Origin of the sequence: Halomonas sp. ANAO-440, from assembly GCF_019915905.1 — a bacterium.
GTDB lineage: Bacteria > Pseudomonadota > Gammaproteobacteria > Pseudomonadales > Halomonadaceae > Halomonas > Halomonas chromatireducens.
Genome location: NZ_JAHXBV010000008.1, coordinates 23,110 through 49,597 on the forward strand (window position 1 = coordinate 23,110; position 26,488 = coordinate 49,597).

At 63.7% G+C, this 26,488-nt stretch carries 24 protein-coding genes; 8 read left to right on the forward strand and 16 right to left on the reverse strand.

The features are described from left to right. Positions 1–108 precede the first annotated feature (108 nt). From KZO25_RS07195 to ccmA, 13 genes are all read right to left on the reverse strand, one after another. Positions 109–381: a YheU family protein gene (locus tag KZO25_RS07195; RefSeq protein WP_066449532.1), complete on the reverse strand. Its 273-nt coding sequence runs from the start codon at positions 379–381 to the stop codon at positions 109–111. Beyond that, positions 378–2,555: an NAD-dependent DNA ligase LigA gene (gene ligA / locus KZO25_RS19960; RefSeq protein ID WP_262488892.1), complete on the reverse strand. Its 2,178-nt coding sequence runs from the start codon at positions 2,553–2,555 to the stop codon at positions 378–380. The genes KZO25_RS07195 and ligA overlap by 4 nt, the downstream gene beginning before the upstream one ends. 103 nt (positions 2,556–2,658) lie before the next feature. Beyond that, positions 2,659–4,365 (reverse strand): cell division protein ZipA, encoded by a 1,707-nt coding sequence (gene zipA / locus KZO25_RS07210; protein WP_223136447.1) that lies wholly within the window; start codon positions 4,363–4,365, stop codon positions 2,659–2,661. Between the two features lie 225 nt (positions 4,366–4,590). After that, complete coding sequence (smc, locus tag KZO25_RS07215) at positions 4,591–8,085, reverse strand: chromosome segregation protein SMC (protein WP_223136448.1); 3,495 nt, start codon at positions 8,083–8,085, stop codon at positions 4,591–4,593. Between the two features lie 5 nt (positions 8,086–8,090). Beyond that, positions 8,091–9,317, reverse strand: coding sequence for a c-type cytochrome biogenesis protein CcmI (gene ccmI / locus KZO25_RS07220; protein ID WP_223136449.1), 1,227 nt, complete (start codon positions 9,315–9,317; stop codon positions 8,091–8,093). Then, a complete protein-coding gene (locus tag KZO25_RS07225; protein WP_223136450.1) occupies positions 9,314–9,787 on the reverse strand; it encodes a cytochrome c-type biogenesis protein in 474 nt (157 codons plus the stop codon). The genes ccmI and KZO25_RS07225 overlap by 4 nt, the downstream gene beginning before the upstream one ends. Beyond that, complete coding sequence (locus tag KZO25_RS07230; protein ID WP_223136451.1) at positions 9,778–10,305, reverse strand: DsbE family thiol:disulfide interchange protein; 528 nt, start codon at positions 10,303–10,305, stop codon at positions 9,778–9,780. Before KZO25_RS07230 ends, KZO25_RS07225 begins: the two co-directional genes overlap by 10 nt. Next, positions 10,302–12,308 carry a heme lyase CcmF/NrfE family subunit gene (locus tag KZO25_RS07235; protein ID WP_066450717.1) on the reverse strand — a complete coding sequence of 669 codons (2,007 nt, stop codon included), beginning with the start codon at positions 12,306–12,308 and terminating at the stop codon, positions 10,302–10,304. The genes KZO25_RS07230 and KZO25_RS07235 overlap by 4 nt, the downstream gene beginning before the upstream one ends. Before the next feature lie 12 nt (positions 12,309–12,320). Then, positions 12,321–12,851 (reverse strand): cytochrome c maturation protein CcmE, encoded by a 531-nt coding sequence (gene ccmE / locus KZO25_RS07240; RefSeq protein ID WP_066450719.1) that lies wholly within the window; start codon positions 12,849–12,851, stop codon positions 12,321–12,323. Then, positions 12,841–13,080, reverse strand: coding sequence for a heme exporter protein CcmD (ccmD, locus tag KZO25_RS07245; RefSeq protein ID WP_066450721.1), 240 nt, complete (start codon positions 13,078–13,080; stop codon positions 12,841–12,843). Before ccmD ends, ccmE begins: the two co-directional genes overlap by 11 nt. Continuing rightward, positions 13,080–13,820, reverse strand: coding sequence for a heme ABC transporter permease (locus KZO25_RS07250; RefSeq protein WP_223136452.1), 741 nt, complete (start codon positions 13,818–13,820; stop codon positions 13,080–13,082). Before KZO25_RS07250 ends, ccmD begins: the two co-directional genes overlap by 1 nt. A gap of 14 nt (positions 13,821–13,834) precedes the next feature. After that, positions 13,835–14,575, reverse strand: coding sequence for a heme exporter protein CcmB (gene ccmB, locus KZO25_RS07255; RefSeq protein WP_066450724.1), 741 nt, complete (start codon positions 14,573–14,575; stop codon positions 13,835–13,837). Then, positions 14,562–15,206, reverse strand: a complete 645-nt coding sequence (gene ccmA, locus KZO25_RS07260) for a cytochrome c biogenesis heme-transporting ATPase CcmA (RefSeq protein WP_066450726.1) — start codon at positions 15,204–15,206, stop codon at positions 14,562–14,564. The genes ccmB and ccmA overlap by 14 nt, the downstream gene beginning before the upstream one ends. 204 nt (positions 15,207–15,410) lie before the next feature. On the opposite strand from ccmA, the gene KZO25_RS07265 reads away from it, so the two are divergent. Both KZO25_RS07265 and KZO25_RS07270 read left to right on the forward strand, forming a co-directional pair. Then, positions 15,411–15,881 (forward strand): LexA family protein, encoded by a 471-nt coding sequence (locus KZO25_RS07265; protein ID WP_066450727.1) that lies wholly within the window; start codon positions 15,411–15,413, stop codon positions 15,879–15,881. Then, positions 15,881–16,525 carry an IMPACT family protein gene (locus KZO25_RS07270; protein ID WP_223136453.1) on the forward strand — a complete coding sequence of 215 codons (645 nt, stop codon included), beginning with the start codon at positions 15,881–15,883 and terminating at the stop codon, positions 16,523–16,525. Before KZO25_RS07265 ends, KZO25_RS07270 begins: the two co-directional genes overlap by 1 nt. Positions 16,526–16,588: 63 nt before the next feature. Here the strand turns inward: KZO25_RS07270 and KZO25_RS07275 are convergent, their stop codons facing one another. Further along, positions 16,589–17,257, reverse strand: a complete 669-nt coding sequence (locus tag KZO25_RS07275) for a GntR family transcriptional regulator (protein WP_223136454.1) — start codon at positions 17,255–17,257, stop codon at positions 16,589–16,591. A gap of 161 nt (positions 17,258–17,418) precedes the next feature. Between KZO25_RS07275 and KZO25_RS07280 the strand changes: the two genes are divergently transcribed. The 6 genes from KZO25_RS07280 to KZO25_RS07305 are packed head-to-tail and all read left to right on the forward strand — an operon-like array spanning position 17,419 to position 23,197. Continuing rightward, entirely contained in the window at positions 17,419–17,985 is a 567-nt protein-coding gene (locus KZO25_RS07280) for a chromate transporter (RefSeq protein ID WP_262488893.1), read from the forward strand. Further along, positions 17,985–18,515 carry a chromate transporter gene (locus tag KZO25_RS07285; protein ID WP_223136549.1) on the forward strand — a complete coding sequence of 177 codons (531 nt, stop codon included), beginning with the start codon at positions 17,985–17,987 and terminating at the stop codon, positions 18,513–18,515. The genes KZO25_RS07280 and KZO25_RS07285 overlap by 1 nt, the downstream gene beginning before the upstream one ends. 56 nt (positions 18,516–18,571) lie before the next feature. Further along, the gene (locus KZO25_RS07290; protein WP_223136455.1) at positions 18,572–19,522 is read left to right on the forward strand and encodes a tripartite tricarboxylate transporter substrate binding protein; all 951 of its coding nucleotides are present in this window, start codon (positions 18,572–18,574) and stop codon (positions 19,520–19,522) included. A gap of 25 nt (positions 19,523–19,547) precedes the next feature. Then, on the forward strand, positions 19,548–20,045 hold the full coding sequence (locus KZO25_RS07295) for a tripartite tricarboxylate transporter TctB family protein (RefSeq protein ID WP_223136456.1): 498 nt from the start codon (positions 19,548–19,550) through the stop codon (positions 20,043–20,045). Positions 20,046–20,057: 12 nt separating this feature from the next. Then, entirely contained in the window at positions 20,058–21,581 is a 1,524-nt protein-coding gene (locus KZO25_RS07300; RefSeq protein WP_223136457.1) for a tripartite tricarboxylate transporter permease, read from the forward strand. An 8-nt stretch (positions 21,582–21,589) separates the two neighbouring features. Beyond that, positions 21,590–23,197 (forward strand): gamma-glutamyltransferase family protein, encoded by a 1,608-nt coding sequence (locus KZO25_RS07305; protein ID WP_223136458.1) that lies wholly within the window; start codon positions 21,590–21,592, stop codon positions 23,195–23,197. Positions 23,198–23,277: 80 nt separating this feature from the next. Here KZO25_RS07305 and KZO25_RS07310 read toward each other — a convergent pair whose 3' ends face one another. Together KZO25_RS07310 and oadA are read right to left on the reverse strand one after the other, a co-directional pair. Continuing rightward, a complete protein-coding gene (locus tag KZO25_RS07310) occupies positions 23,278–24,600 on the reverse strand; it encodes a sodium ion-translocating decarboxylase subunit beta (protein ID WP_066450782.1) in 1,323 nt (440 codons plus the stop codon). Positions 24,601–24,612: 12 nt separating this feature from the next. Beyond that, entirely contained in the window at positions 24,613–26,436 is a 1,824-nt protein-coding gene (gene oadA / locus KZO25_RS07315) for a sodium-extruding oxaloacetate decarboxylase subunit alpha (RefSeq protein ID WP_223136459.1), read from the reverse strand. Between the last annotated feature and the right edge of the window lie 52 nt (positions 26,437–26,488).

Below are 26,488 nucleotides of genomic sequence, written 5' to 3' on the forward strand. Positions count from 1 at the left end.
GAAGTACTAGAAATATCATCCGAGGTGTTGAGAATATTGATCAAATGATTTGGATCAATTCCCTGTTACATTTCTCGCCCACCGAGACTGAACAATGGTCGCAAGACGTCACCCCTCCTCTTCGTCATCCGCCAGGTCGCGGCCGAAGGCGCGCCACTGGGCCAGGGTCATCACCTCGGTGGTTTCGGTCTGCAGGTCGTGGGCGATCAGCAACTCGCCCCGCTCCAGCTGCTGCCTGAGTTCACCGACCCAGCCGCGCATGCCCTCGCCAGTGTCGGTGGTGTCGTAGCCCTGCCGGGTGACGAAGGTCTCGAGCAGGGCCTCCAGGGTCTCGGGCGGCAGCATGCGGTAAGGCACCTCGATGAAGCGGCCGTCGTTCATTGCGCTGCCTCCTTGCCGCTCTCCCAGGCTTCGAGGCGTTCCAGGAAGCCCTGCTCGTCGAGCACCGGCACCCCCATCTGTTCCGCCTTGGCGAGCTTGCTGCCGGCGCCGGGTCCTGCCACCACGGCGGCGGTCTTCTTCGAGACGCTGCCGGCCACCTTGGCGCCGAGCGCCTGGAGGCGCTCCTTGCCCTCATCGCGGGTCATGCTTTCCAGTGTGCCGGTCAGCACCCAGGTCTGGCCGGCCAGGGGCTGGGGACGATCGCCGACCACCTCCTCTTTCCAGGTCAGGCCCAGGGAGCGCAGCTCCTCGATGGTCTCGCGATTGTGGGGCTGCCGGAAGAAGGTGTACACGTGGGAGGCAACCACGGGGCCCACGTCCTCGACGGCCTCCAGGTCGGCAACCTCGGCCTCCATCAGGGCATCCAGGGTGCCGAAGTGGCGCGCCAGGTTGGCGGCGGTGGCCTCGCCTACCTCGCGAATGCCCAGGGCGAAGATGAAACGCGGCAGAGTGGTCTGCTTGGCCTTTTCCAACGCCGCCACCAGGTTGTCGGAGGATTTCTGCGCCATGCGAGGAAGCGTTGCCAGATCCTCGGCCTTGAGCCGGAAAAGGTCAGCCGGTGTCTTGACCCAATCGAGCTCGACCAATTGATCGATCAGCTTCTCGCCCAGGCCGTCGATATCCATTGCCCGACGCGAGGCGAAATGCTTCAGCGCCTCCCTGCGCTGGGCACTACAGTAGAGCCCACCGGAGCAGCGTGCCACTGCTACGCCCTTGAGACGTTCGATTTGCGAATGGCACACCGGGCACCTTGAGGGCGATGTGATACGCATCAAACCGGCAATAACGGGGGGCTTTCGAGAGCCATGCTTCAGCCAGCGCCGCAAAGCGGGCCGACTCCGGCGTAGCGAAGGGCCCTGCCGTCGAAGCGAAGTCCCACGCCGTTGTAGATTCCGGGAAATATCACGTGAAGGCGACACTTTACGGACAACTTTAGGAATAACATCACCGGCCCGGTAAACGTTGACGACATCACCTATCCGCAGGCCGAGCCGAAGGATTTCTCCCATGTTGTGCAGGGTGGCGTTACTGACCGTAACACCACCCACTTCTACAGGTTCCAGCTTAGCCACCGGTGTCAATGCACCAGTCCGCCCCACTTGCCATTTCACATCCTTCAGGGTGGTCTGCTTCTCTTGAGCCGGGTACTTATAGGCGATCGCCCAGCGCGGCGCCCGGGCGACGAAGCCCAGCTCGCGCTGCAGGCGCAGGTTGTCGACCTTGATCACCGCTCCGTCGATATCGTAGCCAAGGGCATCGCGCCTTTCGCCGAGATCCCGGCAGTAATCGATCACCCCGCAGGCGCCCTTCACCACCTTGAACTCGGGATTGACACGGAACCCCCACTCACGGAGAAGCGACATTTGCTCACTGTGAGTAGGAGTATCGATATTAGCAAGGCTCGCCATCTCTTGAACAAGCTGATAGGCGGTGAACTCCAGGGGGCGGGTGGCGGTGATACGCGGGTCGAGCTGGCGCAGGCTGCCGGCGGCGGCATTGCGCGGGTTGGCGAAGACCTTGCCGCCCTCTTCCCTCGCCTTGTCATTCATGGCCTCGAACTCGGCGTGGCGCATGGTGACCTCGCCACGGACTTCCAGTCGTTCGGGCCACTCTTTGCCACGCAGCTTCTGGGGGATTGATTTCAAAGTCTTGAGGTTGGAGGTAATGCCCTCACCGGTACGACCATCGCCCCGGGTGACACCCGAGGTCAGTTGGCCCCGCTCGTAGACCAGCGACACGGCGGCGCCGTCCAGTTTGGGCTCACAGCAGAAGGCCAGCTCGTCGCCGTCCCTCTCCAGGCGATCGCCAAGGCGCTTGACGAAGGCCTTGAGTTCCGCTTCGGCGAAGGCATTGTTCAGCGACAGCATAGGCACGGCGTGCGCCACTTTAGGAAAGCCTTCAGCGGGGGCAGCGCCGACTCGCTGGGTGGGCGAGTCGGGTCTGACCAGTTTGGGGTAGGCCTCCTCAAGTTCCTGGAGCCGACGCAGCCGACGGTCGTAGTCGGCGTCGGTCATGCGCGGCTCATCGAGCACGTAGTAGCGATAGTTGGCGTCGTCGAGTTCGGCGCGCAGCGTGGCGACTTCATCAAGGATTTTCTTTTCGGGCTGGTTCATGCGTCTCTGTATCTCGAAGCTGATTTCCTGCCGCCGTGAACACGACAACCCCGTGATTGCTCACGGGGTTGTCGGTGGGTGCGGCATGGTACTCGGTCAGGCGTCAATTTACCTGGTAGCGATTGAGGCGGTTGCGGCGCTCGAACTCCTGCACGCGCTGGCGGGCAAACTCCACGGTCTGGGCCGTCATGACGCTGTGATTCTCGTCCTTCAGCTCGCCACCCAGGTTGCGCACGATAACCATGGCGGTTTCCACCATCGCTTCGAAGGCTGCCGCCGTGTCCAGCGCGCCGGGAAGCGGCATCAGCAGGGTGACGCCAGGCGTGCGGAACGCATCCATGGCCTCGATGGGGAAGGTCCCGGGCTTGATCACGTTGACCATGGAGAATTGCAGCTCGCTCTCCGGGTCCTCGGTCTCGAAACGATGGAAGATACCCATCTCACTGCTGTAGCGCAGGCCGCAGGCCAGCATCAGGTCCAGCAGCGCCTCGCCGGAGAAGCCCTGCTCGTCACGGGAAAGCACGCTGATGACGATAACCTCATCGGAATGGCTGAGGGTTTCCCGGGCGCGCTCGGCATTGACGTCGTGCCGCAGGGCCTTGGCCAGGGTCGGGTGGGCTCGCACCACGTCATCGTCGAACATGGCACCATCCGGCTCGCCGTTCCAGTCTTGCTCGGCAGCGGACGGCTGCGGCTCGAAGGTGAGATCGTCACGCTCTGCCACTTGTTGTTGCCGCGCCCGCGGGGGTGCGAACAGTGGATCGTCGTCGTCGGCCATCTCGATCGCCTGGGCTTCGAGGCGGCGGCGCTCGGCGTCCCTGGCGGCCTGCTCGGCCTCGGCCTCACGGCGACGCTGGGCATCCTGGGCGGCCTTCTCTGCACGCGCCTGCTCACGGCGCGACTTTTCCAGCTGCTTCTCTTCCCGCCGCTTGGCCAGGCGCTGCTGCATGGACGCGCCGAAGCGCTGCATTGAATGACCCATGCGCCGCGAGCGGCTCTTGAGCGAATCCGTCATGCCCTCCAGGTCGACAAGGCGGTAGCGCTCGTCGTCATCATGCAACGCTTCGTGATCGTGAGGATCGGCTGCCAGCGGTTCGGCTGCCATGGCGGCGGGGGGCTCGGCATCGTCCAGCGCCGAGAGCGTCGGCTCGCGACGCGGCACATCCGTTTCGGCACCGTCAGAGGGCTGCGACGTAGCGGCAGCAGGATCTGGCTGACGCGCCTGCATGGTCGGTTGCACGCTGGGCTCGGCTGGCGCTTCCACTTCCTTGGGCGCAGGTTCACCGAGCGTGGGCTCGGTGCTGGCGGCAGGCGTTCGTTCGTGCTGATCGCGTGTGAGTGCAGTGTCGCGACGAGTGGGCTCGCTGGGCAACGGCGACGCACCCCTGGTGCTTGTCGCATCGAGCGATGACTCGGCCCGAGCGGGCGTCTGGACGTCGTCACGCGGTGGCGACGCCGCTGCCGGCGGCGGGCTTGCCACGGGCCGTTCGGGCGCGTGCCTCGCAGCCTTCAGGCCAGACAGCACCCGAGAAGGGCCGGGGTGCTCCTGGCGCTTCAACTTGGGCTTGGGTTTGCTCTGCCCCTGGTCATAGCTGGCAGGGCTGATGACACGCGCCCCACCGTTGGGCAGTTCCCAATTGGTGTCAGCCTCGGACGATGCTGTTGCGTCATCGATACCGTGGTTGCTCTGTTCCCCTACCTGGTCCAGGCGGGGCACTCGGCGCTGGCGTTTCAGGCGACGTACCCCATCAACTACGATGAGAGTCACCAGTGCCAGCCCCAGAATGATCAGCCATTCTCTAAGTTCCATGGGTCGTCTTGCCTATCACTAGGGCGCCATGCCGGATGGATGTCCGTCAACAGCATAGCGCGATTGCCTAAAAAAGGGCCACTTTTTTTATTTGTCAAGCCCCGGCATTATCGCTTGAGAGTCCAATCGACCCTGCGCCTTTCCCTGTCATTTCACACTTCGATAGTGTGATCAGACCATGATATACATTCTGATATCGCGTTTCTTCCACGCTTGCAAGCCCTGTCAGGCCTCGGCCAGCGCGGCGGCCTCCTCGACACCTACCGCAACCAGACGTGAAACGCCGGGCTCCTGCATGGTAACACCCATCAACCTTTCCGCCGCCTCCATGGCGATCTTATTATGGGTGATATAGATAAACTGCACCGAATCCGACATGTCCTTCACCAACTTGGCATAGCGTCCCACATTGGCATCATCCAGCGGTGCATCCACTTCGTCGAGCATGCAGAAAGGGGCAGGATTGAGCTGAAAGATAGCGAAGACGAGGGACAGGGCAGTCAGTGCCTTTTCGCCCCCCGAGAGCAAGTGAATGGTGCTGTTCTTCTTGCCGGGAGGGCGTGCCATGATCGCCACGCCGGTGTCCAGCAAATCATCCCCGGTGAGCGTCAACCATGCGGTTCCACCGCCGAAGACTCGGGGGAAAAGCGTCTGCAGTCCCTGGTTGACCCGCTCGAAGGTGTCGCGAAAACGGGTACGGGTTTCCTGGTCAATACGCCGGATCGCCTTCTCCAGCGTCTCCAGCGCCTCGTTCAATTCAGCCTGCTGGGCCTCCAGGTAGTCGCGACGCTCGGCCTGCTGGTCGTACTCCTCGATGGCGGCGAGGTTGATCGCACCCAATCGGCGGACTCGCTCGGCGACCTCCTCCAGCCGGGCCTGCCAGGCGGATTCGGTGGCCTCGGGGTCCAGCACCTCCAGCAGGGCAGCAACCTCATGACCCAGCTCCTTGAGCTGCTCGTCCTGGGTTTCCGCCTTGAGGGCGAGGGCCTGGACCTGCATGCGTGACTCCTGGAGGCGCTCGCGGATCCCTTCCAGGTTGCGTTCGTGCCCCTGGCGAGCCTGCTCGTCTTCGCGCAGCCGTTCGGCCAGCTCGGCGGCACGGCCGCGCACTTCATTGAGCGCTCGCTCGTCGCCTTCACGCCGGTGCAGCAGGTCGTCGAGGCGTTCGCGCTGCTCCTCGTCGGGCTCTCGCAGCTGTTCCAGCGCATCGCTCAGTTCGCTACAGCGGTCCGCAAGGCGCTGGCGGACATCGCCGGCACGCCCCTGCTGTTCCGCCAGGCCCGCCCGCTCGGTGGAGAGCCGCTGGTGTTCCAGTGCCAGCTGCTGTGCGCGCTCGTTGAGCGGGCGCTGGCGGGCACGCAGCGAGGCAAGCCGCTCTCGGCTCTGGCTGCGCTCGCGCTCCAGCCGCTCGCGCTGCTCGGCGCCCTCTTCGAGGCTCGCCATGGCCTGCTGCCACTGTTCACGGGCCTCCTCGATGGCCAGCCGCGTCTCTTCACCGCTCTCGCGCAGCCGCTCGACTTCTTCGACCAGTTCAGCGGCACGCCCCTGCAGATGCTCGAGCCGGCTGGCCAGGCCGCTGTCCTGGACCGCCAGCTGCTGATGCTCAGTGGCCAGGCGGCGCTCATCGTGGCGTACGCCTTCCAGGGCGCCTTCGGCCTGCTCGACCCGCTCGCGCTCGACGGCCAGTTCGGCGTCCTGGGCGACCAGTCGGGTCTCGACCTCGTCCAGCTCCGCGGCGACCTCTTCCCGACGCCGCCGGCTGACCAGCAGTGCGTCAGGGCCTGCGCCCTGGCCGCGGTGGCGTATCCAGTCACGCCCCAGCCATAGCCCCTGCGGCGTGATCAGGCTCTCGCCTGCGGCCAGGCCTTCGCGTTCCCCCCAGGCCTGGGCATCGCTTTCCACGCAGCGAATCGCCTCCAGCCAGGCCGTAGCGGCTCCGGCGCCACGCACCCTTGCCGCCAGGCTATGGGACTGCGGCTCACCAACGGTATCAGGGGAGAGCGCACCCAGTTCGGCGGGCGGCGCAGCGCTTGCGGCCTGAAAGGTGTCGGGTGTGGCCAGCCGCGCCTTGAGCCACGGCGCCAGCACCCAGGAGACGCTGGCTTCCCAACCGGGGTCGACCGTCAGGGACTCCCCCAGCCGGGGGGCATCGCCCAGGCCGTGGTCGGCCAGGTGGCTTGCCAGCGCTTCGTCCGGATCGGTCAGAGCGGCCTGGATCAGCGCGTCCAGCGAGGCGAGCTCACCCTGGAGCACGCTGCGCCGGGCACGCTGTTCTTCGCGTCCCTGCTCCAGCGCGGCGGCGGCGGCGCGGGCCGTGTCGCGCTGTTCCTGCAGCTGCTCGCGCCGCGCCTCGGCGCTCTCCTGCTCCAGCTGGAACTCGGCAAGTCGCTCCTGGAGTTCGCCCCGCCGGGCCTGCAGCTCGGCCAGGTCCGGCAGCTCCTGCTGCTGCTGGCGGCGGCGCTGCTCGTCGGCGTCCAGCCGTGCCAGACGTTCTTCCAGTTCGCGCAGGCGATCCTGCGCGCGCTCGGCTGCGCGGCTGGCCTCCCGCCAGCCCTCGCTGAAGGCCTCATAGGCGAGTTCGGCCTCCTCGGCAGCCGGCTCAGCGTCTTCCAGCATCGCCTCCATCTCGGCCAACTGTTCGGCGACTTCCTCCTGCTCGGGGCCCAGGCGCTCGAGCCGCTCGTCAAGCCCTGCCAGCCGCGCCTGGTCCTCTTCACCCAGCCGGTCCAGCTCGGCCAGCTCGCGATGGGCACTCTCCAGGTCGCGCCCCAGCTGGGTTTCCCGGCTGCGCGCGTGCTCCAGGTTCTGCTCCAGCCGGGCGATGGCGCCGGTGGTCTCGAAGAACCGCGCCTGACACGCTTCCAGCTCTTCGGCCAGGCGGTCATGGCCGGCCCGAGCCTCCTCGAGGCGGGTCTCGCACTGGCGCATGCCGAGGATCTCGCGCTCCACCGCGGTTTCCAGTTCGCGGACACGGCCCTCCTCCTCGCCCTGCCGTGCGCGCAGCGCGCGGCCACGCAAGAGCGCCAGCTCACCCTTGAGCCGGTGCTCTTGCGTCTTGAGGGTCTGGTAGCGCCGCGCCGCCTCGGCCTGCCGCCGCAGGCGCTCCAGCTGCTTGTCGAGCTCTTCGCGAATGTCGTCCAGCCGCTCGAGATTCTCGCGGGTGCGCCGCATGCGGTTCTCGGTCTCCCGGCGGCGCTCCTTGTACTTGGAGATCCCGGCGGCCTCTTCCAGGGTGGCGCGCAGCTCCTCGGGACGCGCCTCGATCAAGCGCGAGATCATGCCCTGCCCGATGATGGCGTAGGAACGCGGACCCAGGCCGGTGCCCAGGAAGAGGTCGGCGATATCACGGCGACGACACTTCTGGCCGTTGAAGAAGTAGGCGGACTGGCCGTCGCGGGAGACCTGACGCTTGACCGCGATTTCGGCGTACTGGGCGTAGAGGCCGCCCATGCTGCCGTCGCTGTTGTCGAAGCGCAGCTCGATGGCGGCCTGCCCCACCGGCTTGCGCGCGGTGGAGCCGTTGAAGATGACGTCGGTCATCGATTCGCCGCGCAGGGTCTTGGCCGAGGACTCGCCCATGACCCAGCGCACGGCGTCGATGATATTCGACTTGCCGCAGCCGTTGGGCCCGACGATGGCGGTCATGTTTCCATCGAAGGGCACCGTGACCGGGTCGACGAAGGACTTGAACCCGCTCAGGCGAATCGAGGTGAGTCGCATCCCGACTACTCGACGAGACGGTCGATGACAACCTCCGTGGGTTCACCGTCGACGCTGCCCACGGCGACCCCATCGAGATCACCGAACATGTCCCCGGGTGCCGGCGTGGCGTCGCCGCTGGAGGTAACGCGTACCAGCAGCCTGGCCTCGCTCACCTGCGACAGGCTCGCTTCATCGGACATGGCATGGCGGTCGTCGAGCACCAGGCTCGTGGGCAGGTCGCCGAGCGTGACACGGGCCACGGCCAGCGGGGGTAGCTCACCTGCCATGTCGCGGGCAATGATGAAGACACGAGTATCGTCATCGAGCATTCCCTGCAGGCTCTCGTCCAGGCGAACACTGACGTGGATGCCGGGCCCCTGGGCGATGGGCTCCTGCTCTTCCGGGGCAACGCCGAGGCGCTGCTGGGCGATGCGAATGCCTTCCCGCAGGGCTTCCGAGGAGCTGGAGTCTGACATGCCGGCGATAGCGCGACGCCAGCGATCGATGGCCAGCTCGTAATCACCGCCGTCGAACGCCTGGACCCCAAGCATGCCGAGGATGGTGGGCTCGCGGGGGTCACGCTCCAGGGTCTCGTCGACCAGTGCCTGCACTTCGCCGGTGACACTGCGGTTGGCCATGAAGAACTTCAACTGGGCCTTCTGCGCCAGCAGCGAGGCCTGCCGCCCCTCGAGTTCGATCAGGTTCTCCAGCGCATTCAGTGCCGCGGTGCCCTGACCGGAATCGCGGTAGATGGGGTAGAGAGAGGCCCAGACATTGGGGTTGTTCGGCTGGCGCTCTGCCTGCTGTTCCAGGCGCTCCACCAGCGTCGGCATGGAGTCGCTCTCCTGGAAGGCCTCGTAGATTGCCAGGTCGCCTTCGGCGCCGTGCTGCAGGTACCAGGCCACCGACCCGATCACCACCGCCACCGCCACCAGCGGGACGACAAGACGGCCGGAGGCGGGCGAGTGCAACGGAGAACGCTTAAGGTCCTCGGTATCCTCCAGCAGGCTGCGATCGAGCTCCAGGCGATCCTCCTCGAAACGGGCCTGGTCGATATCGCCCCGCTCCAGCGCCGCTTCCAGCGAGGCCAGGCGGCGGCGATAGATCGCCACGTTCTGTTCCGCGGACTTGTCGTTTTCCTCGAAGCTGACCTGGGCATCGTATACCAGGCGCGCCCGCCGCAGAGGAGCCACCAGAAACCACAGCGCCGGCAGCAGGAGAAGAGCAAAGGCAAGCCACAACAGACTCATGGGGTTCTCCCGCGGTTGATCAGGGCGTCGAGACGCGCACGCTCTTCGTCGCTCAGGGCACGGGCCGAGGCATTGCGCCGGGCGCGCACCACCAGCACCACCAGAATGCCGCCCAGTACCACCAGCCCGGCCGGCAGCCCCCACAGCAGGTAGGTACGGCCTTCCAGGCGCGGGTTGTAGAGCACATAGTTGCCGAAACGCTCGACCATGTGGTCGCGAATTTCCATGTCTGCCCTATCGGCCATCAGCATTTCGTAGACCCGGTCACGCATGTCCCGGGAGACCGGCGCGTCGGAGTCGTTGATGGCCTGGTTCTCGCAGGTCGGACAACGCAGCGAGGCGGTCAGGCTACGATAGCGCTGCTCCATGACCGGGTCGTCGAATTCTCTTACCTCGATGGCTCCGGCATGCACCATGCCGGCCATCAGCAGCAAAAAGAAACCAGTGAGGGTCAGTCGAATCACTGCCATTTTCCCACCTCCGGCAGGATGTGTTTACGAATGTCTTCCGGCGAGATATAGCCGGTGTGGTGATAGCGGATGATACCGTCGCGATCCACCAGGAAGGTCTCGGGCGCCCCGTAGACACCGAGCTCGAAGCTCAGGTCGCCTTCCGGATCGAAGATATTGACTTCGAAGGGGTCGCCGAAGTCCTGCAGGAAACCCATGCCCTTCTCACGGGTGTCCTTGTAGCTGATCCCCACCAGGCGGATGCCGCGATCGGCCAGGTCGAGCAGCTGGGGCATCTCGCGCTTGCACTCCGGGCACCACTCGCCCCAGACGTTCACCAGGGTGACCTGGCCTAGGAACAGCGACTCATCCACCCGCTGCTCCGGATCCTTCAGGGTTTCCTTGTTGAAGGCCGGGAAGTCCCGGGCCATCAGCGCGGAGTCGCGGTGGAACGGGTTCAGCGACAGCCCCTGGTAGAGAAACACCGACAGCACCAGGAAGCCGATCAGTGGCAACAGCAGTATCAGGCGCCGCGTCATGCCGTGGCCTCCTTCGACGCCGCGGGCCCCGGTGCCATTTCCGGATCCTCCGACGTGGCCAGGCGCCGATAGCGGCGATCGGCCACTGCAAGGATGCCGCCACCGGCCATCAGCAGGCCACCCAGCCAGAGCCAGCGCACGAAGGGCTTGTACTGCACCCGCATCGCCCAGGTGTTGTCGCCGAGGTCCTCGCCCATGGCCACGTAGAGGTCACGGAACAGGCCGGGGCGCAGCGCGACCTGGGTCATGGGCATGCCGCGGGCGATGTAGAGGCGCTTTTCGGGGTTCATGGTGAAGCTGCGGCTGCTGCCATCACGCTGAACCTCGATCACCGCCCGGTCGGCCAGGAAATTGGCGCCGCGACGGCTGGTGAGCTCGGTCATGGTGAAGGTGTAGCCCGCGACCTGGGCGCTGTCCCCCACGCCCATGCGCACGTTGCGCTCGATGTTGTAGTTGGAGACCACCGCCACGCCGATGATGGTCACCGCCACGCCAAGGTGGCCAAGCTGCATGCCCCAGTAGGCCAGGGACAGCTTCTTGAGTCCGGCGATGCGCGTCGATGCATGCCGGGTCTTTTCATAGATGTCCCGGAACATCGGCAGCACGATCCACATGGCGGTTACCAGGCCGATAGCGACCCAGGCGTTCCACTCCTGCCCGAAGATGAAGGGCATGGTGACGCCGATCACCAGCGCTGCGACACCGGCGAGCCAGAGCCGCTTGACCAGCGAGCGGACCTCGGTCTGCTTCCAGCGTGCGATGGGGCCGAGTCCCATGAAGATGCACATGATCACCGTGAGCGGCACGAACAGGGCGTTGAAGTACGGGGGGCCCACGCTGATCTTGCCCAGGTTGAGGGCGTCGAGCAGCAGCGGATAGACGGTACCCATCAGTACGGTGACGGTGATGATCACCAGCATGATGTTGTTGATCAGCAGCAGGGCATCACGGGAAAGCCAGTTGAAGCTGGTCTTGTGGCTGACCCGCGGCGCGCGCAGGGCGAAGATCAGCAGCGATATCCCCACGGTGATACCCAGCAACACCAGGATGAAGAAGCCGCGGGACGGATCGTTGGCGAAGGCGTGTACCGACGTCAGCACCCCCGAGCGCACCAGGAAGGTGCCCAGCAGCGACAGCGAAAAGGTGGTGATCGCCAGCAGCAGCGTCCAGCTCTTGAAGGAGCCGCGCTTCTCGGTCACCGCCAGGGAGTGCATCAGGGCGGTGCCCGTCAGCCATGGCAGCAGCGAGGCATTCTCGACGGGGTCCCAGAACCACCAGCCGCCCCAGCCGAGTTCGTAGTAGGCCCACCAGCTGCCCAGGGCAATACCGATGGTCAGGAATGCCCAGGCCAGATTGGTCCAGGGCCGCGCCCAACGGGCCCAGGCGGCATCCAGGCGACCACCCAGCAGTGCAGCGATGGCAAAGGCGAAGACCACCGAGAAACCGACGTACCCCATGTAAAGCATCGGCGGATGCAGGATCAGACCGATGTCCTGCAGCAGCGGATTGAGGTCGGCGCCATCTTGGGGCACGTGGGGCAGCAGCCGCTCGAAGGGGTTGGAGGTGATCAGGATGAACAGCAGGAAGCCGACACAGACCGCCCCCAGCACACCGAGGACCCGGGCCACCATATCGCGCGGCAGCTCACGGGAGTAGCGGCCGGCAAAGAAGCCCCAGCCGGCCAGCATCAGGCTCCACAGCAGCACCGAACCTTCATGGTTGCCCCATACGGCGCTGAACTTGTAGTACCAGGGCAGCATGGAGTTGGAGTTGTTGGCCACGTTGGCCACGCTGAAATCGTCCAGCATGTAGCTCGCCGTGAGTGCGGCATAGGCAATCGCCACGAACAGGAACTGTCCGCTTGCCATGGGGCGGGCATAGGCCATCAGCAGCGGCCGGCGCAGCGTGGCACCGGCCAGAGGCATTGCCGTCTGGGCCACCGCCAGCAACAGGGCGATGACCAGGGCGAAATGGCCGATTTCGGGAATCATCTGGATCGACATGGTTACTCCGGATCAGTACTGGCTCTGGCTTTGACTCTGGCTATCGCCTTCGCCTGACTCCTGTTCCTCGACGCGCTTTGCCACCTTGGCGGCCTTGGTCTGGAAGTCGGCGGGAGAATAGCCGGCCGCCTCAAGCGCGTCGGCCACCTCGGGCGGCATGTAGTTCTCGTCGTGGCGTGCGAGCACCTGGTCAGCACGGAACATGCCATCCTGCTTCAACTGACCGACGACTACCACACCCTGGCCCTCGCGAAACAGGTCGGGAAGGATACCACTGTAGGAGACACGCAGGTCCTCGACATAGTCGGTGACAGTGAACTCCACGTCCAGGCTATCCGGGTTACGCTCCACGCTGCCCTCCCTGACCATGCCGCCGGCACGGATCTGGCGCTCAAAGGGCGCGTCCCCCGCCGCGATCTCGATCGGGCTGAAGAAGAGGTTGATATTGGCTCGAAGCGCATAGAGCGTCAGCCCTATGGCGATCGCCGAGAGCGACACGAGCCCCAGTACCATGAACAGTTTCTGCTTACGCTTAGGCCTCATTGGTGCCTCCACCCCTGCTAGTTTGAATCGGTTGCGCCTCGGCGGAACGGCCCGCCAGGCGACTTTCGCGACGGACGCGACGCTGCAGTTGATTCAGCAGCTGACGGCGCTCGGCGCGAGCATGTATCACGGCTCCCAAGAGCAGTACGGCAGTAACGCCCCAGGCTGCCCAGACATAGGGGGCATGGCCACCCATGGCAAAGAGTTCCGAAAAACTGTCGAAGAACATTACGGCGCCTCCCCGGCCAGTTCGCGCACCCAGCGCTTGTTGGCTTCCCGGCGCAGTATCTCGCTACGGGTGCGCATCAGCGTCAGGGCGATGAAGAAACTGTAGAAACCCAGCACCATGATCAGCAGCGGCAGCCACATTTCCATGGGCATGGCGGCACGGCCGGTAATGGTGAAGGTCGCCGGCTGGTGCAAGGTGTACCACCAGTCGACCGAATACTTGATGATGGGGATATTGATGACCCCCACCATGGCCAGCACGGAGGCCGCCCGTGAGGCGCTGTCGCGACTGGTAAAGGCGCCGCGCAGGGCGATGACGCCCAGGTAGAGGAACAGCAGGATAAGCATCGAGGTCAGGCGCGCATCCCACATCCACCAGGTTCCCCAGGTGGGGACGCCCCAGACGGCGCCGGAAAAGAGCGCGATGAAGGTCATGGCCGCCCCCAGCGGCGCCATCATTGCGGCCGCCATGTCGCAGATCTTGATCTTCCAGACCATGAAGGCGAGCGCCGAGATGGCCATGGACACGAAGATCGACTGCGCCAGGAAGGCGGCCGGCACATGGACGTAGATGATGCGGAAGCTGTTGCCCTGCTGGTAGTCCGCCGGGGCGAAGGCCAGCCCCCAGACGCTACCCACCAGGATGAGAATCAGCGCCGCCGCCCAGAACCAGGGCTGGAGCCTGGCGCTGATGTCATAGAACCACTTGGGGGAACGCAGCTTGTTTATGAAGGCCCACATGCCTAGTCAACCTCTCAACCGTTGATACTGATGCGCAGCGATGCCGCGATTGCCAGGGGCGCAAGAATCAGGGCGAGCGCCAACAGCGCGCCGAGAATTGCCAGATGCGCCATGACACCGTCGCCGAAGATGGCGGCCTGTACGGCTCCGGCACCGAAGATCAGCACCGGAATATATAGGGGAAGGACCAGCAGCGACAGCAACACACCGCCGCGGGACAACCCCACCGTCAGCGCCGCTCCAATGGCACCAATCAGGCTGAGGCTGGCACTGCCCAGTGCCAGTGATACCGCCAGCACGCCATAGCTTCCCGCGGGCAGCGCCAGCATGATGCCCAGCACTGGCGCCATCAGCGCCAGGGGCAAGCCGGTCAGCAGCCAGTGTACGGCCACCTTGGCCAGGGCCAGCAAGGCAAGGGGCTGCGGTGTCAGCAGCAGTTGCTCGAGCGAGCCGTCGTCGTAATCGGCCCGAAAAAGGCTGTCCAGGGACAGCAGCGCCGCGAGCAGCGCAGCCACCCACAGCAGGCCCGGGGCAATGGCCGCAAGCAGCTGTGGGTCGGGGGAGATTCCGATCGGAAACAGGGTGATCACGATGGCGAAGAACACCAGCGGGTTCATCACCTCGCTGCGCCGCCGCAGCAGGAGCACCAGGTCGCGCTTGAGCGTTGCCCAGAATGCGACAGCTAACCCGCCGCCAGGTTCCCCGTGAAAGTCCACCGGGATCTCCTTGTTCAACAGCCCTTCAGTTGCCGGCATCGAGACCTCCCCCGCCAAGGCGGATACGGCGCAGCTCGGCACAGGGCGTCAGCTCGTGGTGAGTGGTCACCAGCACACAGCCGCCCCGGCGCGCATGGGCGACAAGTCGCTGCTCCAGTGCCGCAACGCCGTCGCGGTCGATGGCAGTGAAGGGCTCGTCCAGTACCCATAGCGGGCGCGGCGTGAGCACCAGCCGGGCCAGCGCCACCCGGCGCTGCTGTCCGGCGGAGAGCTGGCCAGCCGGCAGGTCCTCGAAACCGGCCAGGCCGACATCCTCCAGCGCCGCATAGCGTGCCGCCTCATCCTTTGGCTGCCCCGCCATGGCCTGGTACCAGGTGAGGTTTTCCAGCGGCGTCAGCGCCGCCTTGACCCCCGGGGCATGCCCCAGGTAGAGCAGGTTCGACAGGAAGGAGTCCCGCGACTGTCGCATGGGACGATCATCCCAGAACAGGTCGCCTTCGTAGTCGGCAAGCTGCCCGGACAGGATCTTCAACAGGGTCGTCTTGCCGCTGCCGTTGGGTCCCTCCACCCGCACGATCTCGCCGGCGCGGATGTCCAGGTCCAGGCCCCGGAACAGCCAACGATCATCACGCTCACATGCGAGATTTTGCGCTTGCAGACGCAGGCTCAACGGCACTCTCCAGGAATGGTAAATTCGTTGGAAATGCTACACGGAAAGGCCTTTTGCTACTAGTAATCCGCCTGCGTCACGGCGCCACTCTTGCCGCAGGTCAAGGCTTGCTCCTGACCGGGGAACTTGCCTGAGAGGCATCGCCTGCTATGATGCTTGATACCTGTACATTTCCACAGGGTCGATCAGAGGGGGAAACGCCACATGCCACAGGCTTCCACGCACTATCTGCACCGACGCCCCAACCTGCCCATGGCCGAGGCCTGGATCCGCGTCGAAGGCGAGGACCTCGTCGAGATACCACTGCTGGGCGACGTCTCGGCCGGCATGCCCATCGAGGCCTGCCCTACCATCGGCGCCATTCATGCGCCCTCCTGCATGGTACGCCGCAACACCTATGCTCTGCGCGTACGCGGCGACTCCATGATCGACTGCAACATCTTCGACGGCGATGTGATCATCATCGAGCGCCAGGAGAGTGCCGAGAATGGCGAAACCGCCGTGGTGCTGATCAACCAGCAGGAGGTCACCCTGAAGAAACTCTATATCGAGAAGAACGGGGTCCGCCTGCAGCCGGCCAACGAGAGCATGCCCCCCATCTACCTGAAGAACAGCGACATCCAGGTGCTGGGCATGGTCATGGGCGTGGTGCGCCAGCACGAGATCACTCACTGATGCGCTATCCGGTCCCCGACCTGCCCGCCGGTACCCACCGGGAAGCCGAGACCGAGGTCGAGAAGAGTCGTTTCATCACCTGGATTTGCCATGCACCCCGGGTGGGAAGCTTTACCGCCCTGCTTGCCGAAGCCCGCCGGGCCCACCCCAATGCCAGCCATCACTGCAGCGCCTTTATCGCCGGCCCACCGGGCGAGCAGAATGCCATTGGCTTTTCCGATGACGGCGAACCCGGCGGCACTGCGGGTCGGCCGATGTTTCAGGTGCTCGAAGGCGCCGGCCTCGGCCAGGTCGGCTGCGTGGTCATACGTTACTTCGGCGGCACCAAGCTCGGCACCGGCGGCCTGGCCCGTGCCTATGCACAGGCAGTGAGCCAGGCCCTGGTCGAGCTGCCCCTGCACCAGGTCACCGAACGCAGCCCGCTTCGACTCAAGGTCGGCTTCGCCGGCGAAGCCGAGGCCCGCACCTGGCTCGAGAGCCTGGCGGTTCCCGTAACCGCCGCAGAGTACGCCGCCGATGGCGTCATACTCACCGTCGGCTGGCCCCGGGACACCGCTGTCGACCTCGGGCCGCTCGAAGCCCGGCTGCGCGGGCGCGTTGTACATCTGACCCTGCCAGCGGTTCGAGATACCGCTACCGAATAGGTGGGCGGAGGTTGCCCCGAGCCTCATGGGAGTGAGCGTATCGCATGATGTTTTCTAGAGCGCTTATTTGAGTTCAGCAAAGCTTTGCAGCGCCACCTCGTAAGAGCGCTGCACATGATCCTCCATCACCGCCCGTGCAGCCCGAGTGTTGCGTTTCAGCGCCAGCTCCACCAACTCTTCGTGCTGGGCATCCAGGATACGACGCACATCGGGCGCTTCGGGTGCCAGCCTCCGATAACGGTCAAACTGGTCATGTAGCTGTTCAATGAAGCGCAGCAACCACACCGAACCACAGGGAGCCACTAGGGTCCTGTGAAAGCGTGCATGCAACTGCTCCCACTCATCAATCTGGCCTGTTGCCAAGTCGGCACGCTTGAGGCGGTGGGCTGCCGCCAATAGCTCCGACTCCCACTCCGCATCACCCCGGCCAATCGCCCGCTCCAGCGCCATCCCCTCGAGTTCGCGACGCATGCCAGCTATGTCATCGAGCTCTTGACGATCCATCTTCGGCACCCGAAACCCTCGCTGGTTCTCCTGAATCAACAACCCGTAGGCCGCCAGGCGATTGAGTGCCTCACGCAAAGGGCTTAGGCCAACGGCGTAATGCTCTTTCAGTGCGCTGATCGCCAGCTTTTCGCCTGCTTCGAAACGGCCATTTACCAAGTCCTGACGCAGGATGTCGTAGATACGGCTGGACGTCGTCTCTCGCCCCGCTCGCTCGGGTATCGCCATCTCACCTTCCCCAGTGACTGAAACGAAATCTATTGCAAGCTTGACCCATCTTCGGCTTGCAATCTATATTTCCTGACCAATAATCGATTTTTTATCAAAACAAGATTAACCATGAGAAAATCAATTTTGATTCTTTGGATCCATCTGACCAGGAGCCTGACTTGAGCGCCGCCGCGCCGCCGCTTCGGGACCTGCTCTGGGCCTTCACCCGCATTGGTCTGCTTGGCTTTGGCGGCGGTCCCGCAATGATACCCCTGGTGCAGCAGGAGGTGGTCAAACGCCATGCCTGGCTGAGCGATGAAGAATTTGCCGACATCCTGGCCATCGGCAACACCCTTCCAGGCCCCATTGCAACGAAAATGCCCGGCTATATCGGCTATCGGGTAGCCGGAGTGCCCGGCTGTGTGATTGCCGTTGCCGCCGTCATCCTGCCCATGATCGTGGCAATGATCGCGCTGCTGACCCTCTTCAGCAACTATCGCCACGTGACCTGGATCCACGGCATGGGCCAGGCCGTCGTCCCCGTGGTCATGGTCATGATGGGTCAACTGACCATGGACTTCATGAACAAGTCTCGCCTGGCCCTGGGCTGGACGGTGAGCCTCGTGATGATGGGAGTAGCCGGCGTCACGATCTACCTGCTCGGCGTGCATCCCGGCTGGGTAATCGGCGGCATCCTGGCGTCGGCGCTGTTGCGCCCGAACCCCAAGCGGGAGGCCGCAGGATGATGGTCTACTGGGAGCTGTTCCTGGCCTTCTTCATCCCCAACATCATCGGCTACGGCGGTGGACCGGCGATCATTCCGCTGATCGAAGCCGAGGTCGTCGGCCGCTATGGCTGGATGAATGCCCAGGAATTCGCCGAGACCCTGGCGCTGGGCAACGCCCTGCCAAGCCCCATCGCCACCAAGATGGCAGGCCACGTGGGTTTTGAGGTGGCCGGTGTGGGCGGCGCCACAGTCGCGGTACTGGCCACAGTGGCGCCTTCGCTGCTGCTGATGCTGGGCGCGCTGGGTCTGCTCTACCGCCATCGGCATTCACCCCGCGTCCAGCGCATGAGCCAGTGGGTCAGACCCGTCATAGCGCTGATGATGGCCGCGCTGACCCTTGGTTTCCTGTTCGAGGGGCTCCACAGCTCGGGGGCGTTTCACACCGGCCTGATCGCCACCGCTGCTGCCATCGCCCTGCTGCGATTCAAGACCCATCCGGCCTTCGTCATCGTGGCCGCACTGATCTATGGAGGGCTATTCATCACCTAGCGGTTTTCCGCCACTCGACATCAACCGTTCCACAACAAAGACAAATCGAGGTTTTCATGAAACTCAACACCTTTATCGCAGCATCCACGACTGCTGTCACACTGGCCATATCCCCCTTTGCCATGGCCACCGAAAGCTATCCCGAAAAGCCCATCGAGTTCATCGTACCCTGGGGCCCAGGCGGTGGTAGCGACCTCTTGATGCGCATCGTCGGGCAGCACCTCGAGGAAACTCTGGATGAAGCGGTGCCAATCATCAACATGCCGGGGGCGAGCGGCACGATTGGCCTGCGAGAAGCCACTCGACGTGACAATGACGGTTACACCATCACCCAGATACACGAAGGCCTGTTGATCGCACACCACTCTGGCGTAACGGACCTGAACTGGGATGACTTCGACGTTATCTCCATGATGACCAGCATCAACTCCGTCATTGCCGTCAATGCCGATACCGGATGGGAAACCCTTGACGACCTGCTTGAGGATGTCACGGCTAGCCCGGGCGAATACCGTATGGGGGTGACCATGGGGGGCATTCCCCATCTGTGGGCCGTCCAGTTCGAGGAAGCAACCGGCACCGAATTCGGCTATGTCGGCTACGAAGGCACAGGTGAGCGGCTGCGCGCACTGGCCGGCGGCCACATCACCGTCGCCATCGAGGACTACTCGTCCACCAGCTCCTTAGTGGAAAACGGCGACATCAACATCCTTGCCGTGGCCACTACCGAGCGCATTGATGAACTGCCGGATACTCCGACACTTCAGGAACTGGGCTACGACCTGGAGTTCCTGGTGACTCGCGGTCTCGTGGCTCCCAAGGGCACACCTGAGGCGATTCTCGATACACTCGAAAGCGCACTGGCCGAGATTGCCGAAAGCGAGTCCTTCCAAAACCAGGTCACCAATGTCGGCGGTACCGTTCGCTACATGGGTCGAGCCGACTATGCCGACTACATGCACAACATGAACCAGGCCATTGAGGCCAATGCCCATCTCCTCGACTGAGGCAGGGCGTTTCCGGGAGGCCCGCATGGAACGAAGAACCCCAGAGGAAGCCTTGCTGCCCACGCTGCAGCTTCTCTCCTATGCCGTCATAGCCTCTATCGCACTGTTCATGTCCCTCAAGGCCGGCTCGCTGCCGGCCTCTCGCTGGGAGCCCATGAGTGCAGGCGCCTTTCCTCGCATCATTTTTCTATCCATTGCCGTACTCTGCACCATTGCCTTCATCACTGAACTCTTCAAGCACGGCCTGCCCAGAACCACGTGGTCAACCTATCTGGCACGAACTCTTAGACTGAAAATGGTCATCGCCAACCTGGCACTGTTCATTGCCTACATGGCCACCCTGCCATGGCTCGGCTTCATGACCAGCACCTTCCTGTACCTGTCGACTGCCCAGATCATGATGGCGCCGAAACGCCTGGCCACCCTCGCTCTGGCACTTATTGTCGCTGCGGTCTTTTCAGCCGGCCCCTACTACCTCTTTTCCGAGGTTTTCAACATCTACCTACCCAGAGCAAGATGGTAATCAGGTGAAATCATGACAGACGCTTTCCTGTTGGCGCTGGGTGGTATCATGACCCCCTACACCCTGGGCCTCATGGCAGTCGCCACCCTTGCCGGTATCGTGTCAGCTGCTATCCCCGGCTTCACGATCACCATGGCCATTGTCCTCACCCTCCCGCTGACCTTCGCCATGCCGCCAATGCAGGGTGTCGCGGTCATGCTCTCGGTTTACGTGGGCGGACTAAGCGGCGGACTGTTCAGTGCCGCATTGCTCGGCATCCCGGGGACGCCTTCGGCAGTTGCGACCACCTTTGATGCCTTTCCCATGGCGCGCAAGGGTCATCCCGGCAAGGCGCTTTCCCTGGGCCTGTTCGCCTCCTTTGTGGGGTCGCTCATCTCCATCGTCATACTCATCATTGCGGCTCCGCCACTGGCGCTGATGGCAGTCAAACTGGGGCCCTGGGAGTATTTCGCGTTGATCGTGTTCGCCCTGACGATTATTGCCAGCCTGGTGGGAGATTCACTGCTGCGGGGGCTTATTGCAGGGCTGATTGGTATCGGCCTTGCCACTGTCGGCCCTGACCCCATCATGGGACGTGAACGCTTCACATTCGGCCATGAATTCCTGGCTGCCGGCATTCCTTTTCTGGTCGTTTTGATTGGCATGTACGCCATGAGCCAGCTGCTCTCCGAACTGGAGCCAGCCCGGGGCGGGAAAACACAGTCAGGCTCGCTGATCAGCGGCGATATGCGCCCCCACCTGCTCGAAACCGTGAAGCGCGTGATTCTAAAACCGGTCAATGTGGTGCGTTCATCATTGATCGGTGTCTTCATCGGTGCGGTGCCCGGGGCAGGCAGTTCGATTTCCAACCTGTTGGCCTATGATCAAGCCAAGCGTGCATCCAAACACCCCGAAACGTTCGGTAACGGTGAGCCCGAAGGCGTCGTGGCTTCGGAGTCTGGCAACTCCTCCACAGTTGGAGGCAGCCTGATTCCCCTTATCGCCCTGGGAATTCCCGGCTCCCCAGCCGACGCCGTTTTGATGGCCGCGATCATGGTGCATGGCATCAGTGTCGGACCGCGACTCATTCTCGACAACCCGGACCTTGTCTATGGGATGTTTATCTCCATGGCAGTCGCATCGGTATTCATGCTGTTCATCGGCCTGATCCTGATGCGTGCCTTCCTGCGACTCCTCAATGTCCCCAAGTACATTGTGGTACCAGTGGTACTGGCCTGCTGTGCCATCGGGACCTATACCCTGAACAATCGCATTTCCGATTTATACCTGCTTGCCTGCGTCGGCGTGGCTGGCTATGTACTCAGGAAGCTCGACTATCCGCTCGCTCCACTTGTCCTCGGGGTCGTGCTAGGCCCTATCGCTGAAACCAATCTCAGGCGTGCCTTTCAGACCAGCGATGAATGGACGCTGTTCTTTACCCGTCCCATATCCGCCATCCTCCTGACCCTGGCTGTCGTCTCCATCGTGTACAGCATCCTCAGCTACTTGAGGCAGCGCAAAGCTTTTTCCTCTCGAATCAACACCTCACTCGAATAGGAGACACCATGAATATCGATCCGCACCTCTACCCATCGGCTTCGCAACGCATGCTGACCTACGGCCATCGCGGCATGGTCGCCACATCCCAGCCGCTTGCCGCCCAGGCCGGCGTGGACATGCTAAAGCGCGGCGGTAACGCTGTGGATGCTGCGATTGCCACCGCAGCGGCACTGACCGTGGTCGAGCCGACTTCCAATGGCATCGGAAGCGATGCTTTCGCCATCGTGTGGGTAAACGGCAAGCTCCATGGCCTCAATGCCAGCGGCCCTGCCCCTGGCGGGATTTCGCCAGAGGCCGTCAAGGCGCTTGGCCACGACAAGATGCCAGCCCATGGGCTGGTTCCGGTAACCGTTCCCGGCGCCCCCGCTGCCTGGGCAGAACTCTCCGAGAGATTCGGCAGGCTACCGTTTGATGAACTGCTTGCCCCGGCCATCGAGTTCGCCACACAAGGCTACGCAGTGACTCCCGTAGCCAGCCAACTATGGCATGCAGCCGTCAAGCGATACGGTCAGTACGCCGGCGCTGAGTTCGCCCCCTGGTTCGAGCATTTCGCACCAGCCGGCCATGCTCCCGCCGCCGGAGAGGTCTGGCGCTCTGGCGAGATGGCCTCCACCCTCCGGGCAATTGCCTCCTCCCACGGGCGCGCCTTCTACGATGGCGAGTTGGCGGACCGTATGGATGCCTTTTCTCGCAAGCACGGGGGCTTCCTGCGTCGAGACGATCTCGCCGCCTTCCAGCCAGAATGGGTCACCCCCATCAGCACCCGTTATCGCGGCCACGACATCTGGGAAATACCGCCCAATGGCAGCGGTCTGATCGCCCTGCAGGCGCTGGGCATGCTCGAGCGCATGGGCGAGGAAGGCCGTGACCCAGTAGAGACCCTGCATCGCCGAATCGAAGCCACCAAGCTGGGCTACGTCGACGGCCTTCGCTACGTTACCGAGCGCGATGCCATGGGGCCGAGCGTGGACCAGCTGTTGGCCGACGACTATCTCGCCGAACGCGCAGGCCTGATCGGCGAGCAGGCGCTCGACCCGAAGCACGGCAACCCGATCAAGGGCGGCACCGTCTACCTCGCCACTGCCGATGGCGAGGGCAACATGGTGTCGTTCATCCAGAGCAATTTCGAGGGCTTCGGTTCGGGTATCGTAGTACCCGGCACCGGCATCAGCCTGCAGAACCGCGGCTGGGGGTTCTCCCTGGACCCGGCGCACCCCAATGCACTGGCGCCCGGCAAACGCACCTACCACACCATCATTCCCGGCTTCATCACCAAGGATGACCAGGCGGTGGGGCCGTTCGGCGTGATGGGCGGCTACATGCAGCCCCAGGGCCACGTCCAGGTGATCACCGCCATGCTCGACGACCACCTCAATCCCCAGGCAGCGCTGGACTTGCCTCGCTGGAAATGGACCAAGGGCAGGACAGTGGAAGTAGAGCCGCACTTTCCCGACCACCTCGCCCAGGCGCTGGCGCGGCGCGGCCATGACATCGTCAAGATGGCGGATACCCTAAGCTTTGGGCGTGGCCAGATCATCCTGCGCGATAATGCCACCGGCGTGCTATGCGGCGGCACCGAGCCGCGCACGGATGGTGCCGTACTGCCCTGGTAGAGTCCAAGCTGACGTTATGAAACGCCAACGGCGCCCGAAGAGGCGCCGTTGGCATTGGTGCACCATGCGTAGAATACGAATCAGCCCAGATACTTGATCATCACCCCCGCCGCCACCGCAGAGCCGATGACTCCGGCCACGTTGGGCCCCATGGCATGCATCAGCAGGAAATTGTGCGGGTTGGACTCAAGGCCCACCTTGTTGGCGACACGAGCCGCCATGGGCACCGCAGAGACCCCTGCGGCACCGATCAACGGGTTGATAGGCATCTTGCTCATGACGTTCATCAGTTTGGCCATGAGCACCCCCGCCGCAGTGCCGATGGCAAACGCCACCATGCCAAGCGCCATGATCCCCAGCGTTTCCTGGGCAAGGAAGGTCTCGGCCATCAGTCGCGAGCCCACTGCGAGCCCCAGCACGATGGTGACGATGTTGATCAGTGCGTTCTGCGCGGTGTCGGTAAGCCGCTCAACCACGCCACACTCACGCATCAGGTTGCCGAAGCAGAACATGCCCAGCAGCGGTGCTGCGTCTGGAAGGAACACCGCCACCAGCATCAACAGCAACAGAGGGAAGACGATCTTTTCCAGCTTCGACACCGGCCGCAGCTGGGTCATGGTGATCTCGCGTTCCTTCTTGCTGGTCAGCAGTTTCATGATCGGCGGCTGTATCATGGGTACCAGCGCCATGTAGGCGTAGGCGGCCACAGCGATTGCACCCAGCAGCTCCGGGGCCAGCACACTGGAGACATAGATCGAGGTGGGTCCGTCGGCCCCGCCGATGATGCCGATGGCGGCCGACTGCTCCAGGGAGAAGTCCATCCAGCCCATCGCCGACAAGCCCACCGCGCCGAACACCGTGGCGAAGATGCCGAACTGCGCTGCAGCCCCCAGGAAGAGAGTACGCGGGTTGGCCAGCAGCGGACCGAAGTCGGTCATGGCCCCCACGCCCATGAAGATCAGCAGCGGCGCGATCCCCGAGGCAACGGCCACGGTATAGAACGTGTAAAGCAGGCCGTCGCCATAGCCGACATTGATCGCCACGTCCTTGGCGGCACGAAGCTGGTCGGGCGCGGCGCCGTTGTCGATAAGCGCCTTGAGAGTGGCCCGCCAGGCTTCTTCGCCGGCCAACGGGTCAAGCGTTGCCCCCAGCGCCGAGGCGATCTGGTGAAGCACCGCGGGGCGCGCCACCTCGATGGCCTGATCCAGTGCGGAGATAGCCAGGCCCGCCTCTGGAATGTTGGCGAGAATGCCGCCAAAGCCGATCGGCACCAGCAGCAGCGGCTCGAATTTCTTGGCGATGGCCAGGTAAAGAAGGATCAGGCCCACCGCGATCATTACCGCCTGGCCGAGGGTCAGGTTGTATAGGCCCGAGCCCTCCCACAGGGTCAATAAATGTTCCATGATGGTGGACCCTTAAAGCTCGATGAGCACGTCGCCGACGGACACACTGTCGCCTTCGCTGACCTTGACCGTGGAGACAGTGCCGTCGCTTGAGGCACGCACTTCGGTTTCCATCTTCATGGCCTCGAGGATGATGACGACATCACCTTCCTTTACCGCGTCACCCGGCTTGACGTTGACCTTGAAGATGTTGCCTGCCAAGGGTGCGGCGATGGTCGCGCCGCTGGGCCCGGCCGGTGTGGCCGGCGCCGGGGCTGCGCCCGCCTGCTCCGACACCTCGCCGATTTCGCCACCCTCGGCCACTTCCACTACATAGGCCTTGCCGTTCACCTTGACGGTGTAGGTCTCGGGACCGCCCGGGGCAGCGCCCTGTTGCGCCGGCACCTTGGCCTGCGTCGTGGCAGGCAGGCTGGCCGCGGGCTGGGCTTCCGCCGCCTGGGGCACCGGCTCGAAGGCATCGGGATTGTCGCGATTCTTGAGGAACTTGAGGCCGATCTGCGGGAACAGCGCGTAGGTGAGAACGTCATCGATCTCGCGCTCGCCCTCAGCGAGGCGGATACCCTCGGCCTTGGCCTTCTCCTTGAGCTCGGCGGCGAGCCTCTCCATTTCCGGCTCGAGCAGGTCGGCAGGACGGCAGGTAATCGGCTCCCCACCCTCCAGCACGCGCTGCTGCAGTTCCTTGTTCAAGGGAGCGGGGGCAGCACCGTATTCACCCTTGAGCAGCGCCTGGACTTCCTTGGAGATCGACTTGTAGCGCTCGCCCATCATCACGTTCATTACCGCCTGTGTACCAACGATCTGTGATGTCGGCGTCACCAACGGGATATAGCCCAGATCCTCGCGGACACGCGGTATCTCGCCCAGCACGTCGTCGAGCTTGTCGCCGGCACCCTGCTCCTTGAGCTGGCCTTCCATGTTGGTGAGCATGCCGCCGGGCACCTGGGCCACCAGAATGCGGGAGTCGATGCCCTTCAGAGAACCCTCGAAGGCGGCGTACTTCTTGCGCACCTCGCGGAAATAGCCGGCGATCTCCTCGAGCAGTTCGAGGTCCAGGCCGGTGTCGCGCTCGGTGCCCCGCAGGATGGCGACCACTGATTCAGTGGGGCTATGGCCGTAGGTCATCGACATGGAAGAGATGGCGGTATCGACATTGTCGATGCCGGCCTCCACGGCCTTGAGGATCGAGGCAGTGGACATCCCGGTGGTGGCATGGCACTGCATGTGGATCGGGATCGACAGCGCCTTCTTCAGTCGCGAGACCAGCTCGAAGGCGTCATAGGGGGTCAGCAGGCCGGCCATGTCCTTGATGCACAGGGAATCGGCCCCCATGTCGGCAATGGTCTCGGAGAGCTCCACCCAGCTGTCCAGGGTATGCACCGGGCTGACGGTATAGGAGATCGTGCCCTGGGCGTGGCCCTGCACGTCGCGCACTGCCTTGATGGCGCGCTCCAGGTTGCGCGGATCGTTCATGGCATCGAACACGCGGAAGACATCGACGCCGTTGGTCTTGGCCCGCTCGACGAAACGGTCGACCACATCGTCGCCGTAGTGCCGATAGCCCAGCAGGTTCTGTCCACGTAGCAGCATCTGCTGTGGCGTATTGGGCATGGCCTCCTTCAACGCCCGTATCCGCTCCCACGGATCTTCACCGAGATAGCGGATACAGGCGTCGAAGGTGGCTCCGCCCCAGGACTCCAGCGACCAGAAGCCGACACGGTCGAGCTTCTCGGCGATCGGCAGCATGTCGTCCAGGCGCATGCGGGTCGCGAACAGCGACTGATGGGCGTCGCGCAGCACGACGTCGGTGATGCCCAGCGGGCGCTTGGTCTCACTCATGACGATGACCCCGTAGAGATGGCAGTGTAGTTATGTAGTAATATGGCGCGCC

Bases quoted from the DNA above. Each gene is read 5' to 3' on its own strand.
- KZO25_RS07195 (WP_066449532.1), bottom strand. From the start codon at position 381: ATGAACGACGGCCGCTTCATCGAGGTGCCTTACCGCATGCTGCCGCCC.
- ligA (WP_262488892.1), bottom strand. From the start codon at position 2,555: ATGAACCAGCCCGAAAAGAAAATCCTTGATGAAGTCGCCACGCTGCGC.
- zipA (WP_223136447.1), bottom strand. From the start codon at position 4,365: ATGGAACTTAGAGAATGGCTGATCATTCTGGGGCTGGCACTGGTGACT.
- smc (WP_223136448.1), bottom strand. From the start codon at position 8,085: ATGCGACTCACCTCGATTCGCCTGAGCGGGTTCAAGTCCTTCGTCGAC.
- ccmI (WP_223136449.1), bottom strand. From the start codon at position 9,317: ATGAGTCTGTTGTGGCTTGCCTTTGCTCTTCTCCTGCTGCCGGCGCTG.
- KZO25_RS07225 (WP_223136450.1), bottom strand. From the start codon at position 9,787: ATGGCAGTGATTCGACTGACCCTCACTGGTTTCTTTTTGCTGCTGATG.
- KZO25_RS07230 (WP_223136451.1), bottom strand. From the start codon at position 10,305: ATGACGCGGCGCCTGATACTGCTGTTGCCACTGATCGGCTTCCTGGTG.
- KZO25_RS07235 (WP_066450717.1), bottom strand. From the start codon at position 12,308: ATGTCGATCCAGATGATTCCCGAAATCGGCCATTTCGCCCTGGTCATC.
- ccmE (WP_066450719.1), bottom strand. From the start codon at position 12,851: ATGAGGCCTAAGCGTAAGCAGAAACTGTTCATGGTACTGGGGCTCGTG.
- ccmD (WP_066450721.1), bottom strand. From the start codon at position 13,080: ATGTTCTTCGACAGTTTTTCGGAACTCTTTGCCATGGGTGGCCATGCC.
- KZO25_RS07250 (WP_223136452.1), bottom strand. From the start codon at position 13,820: ATGTGGGCCTTCATAAACAAGCTGCGTTCCCCCAAGTGGTTCTATGAC.
- ccmB (WP_066450724.1), bottom strand. From the start codon at position 14,575: ATGCCGGCAACTGAAGGGCTGTTGAACAAGGAGATCCCGGTGGACTTT.
- KZO25_RS07265 (WP_066450727.1), top strand. From the start codon at position 15,411: ATGCCACAGGCTTCCACGCACTATCTGCACCGACGCCCCAACCTGCCC.
- KZO25_RS07270 (WP_223136453.1), top strand. From the start codon at position 15,881: ATGCGCTATCCGGTCCCCGACCTGCCCGCCGGTACCCACCGGGAAGCC.
- KZO25_RS07275 (WP_223136454.1), bottom strand. From the start codon at position 17,257: ATGGCGATACCCGAGCGAGCGGGGCGAGAGACGACGTCCAGCCGTATC.
- KZO25_RS07285 (WP_223136549.1), top strand. From the start codon at position 17,985: ATGGTCTACTGGGAGCTGTTCCTGGCCTTCTTCATCCCCAACATCATC.
- KZO25_RS07290 (WP_223136455.1), top strand. From the start codon at position 18,572: ATGAAACTCAACACCTTTATCGCAGCATCCACGACTGCTGTCACACTG.
- KZO25_RS07295 (WP_223136456.1), top strand. From the start codon at position 19,548: ATGGAACGAAGAACCCCAGAGGAAGCCTTGCTGCCCACGCTGCAGCTT.
- KZO25_RS07300 (WP_223136457.1), top strand. From the start codon at position 20,058: ATGACAGACGCTTTCCTGTTGGCGCTGGGTGGTATCATGACCCCCTAC.
- KZO25_RS07305 (WP_223136458.1), top strand. From the start codon at position 21,590: ATGAATATCGATCCGCACCTCTACCCATCGGCTTCGCAACGCATGCTG.
- KZO25_RS07310 (WP_066450782.1), bottom strand. From the start codon at position 24,600: ATGGAACATTTATTGACCCTGTGGGAGGGCTCGGGCCTATACAACCTG.
- oadA (WP_223136459.1), bottom strand. From the start codon at position 26,436: ATGAGTGAGACCAAGCGCCCGCTGGGCATCACCGACGTCGTGCTGCGC.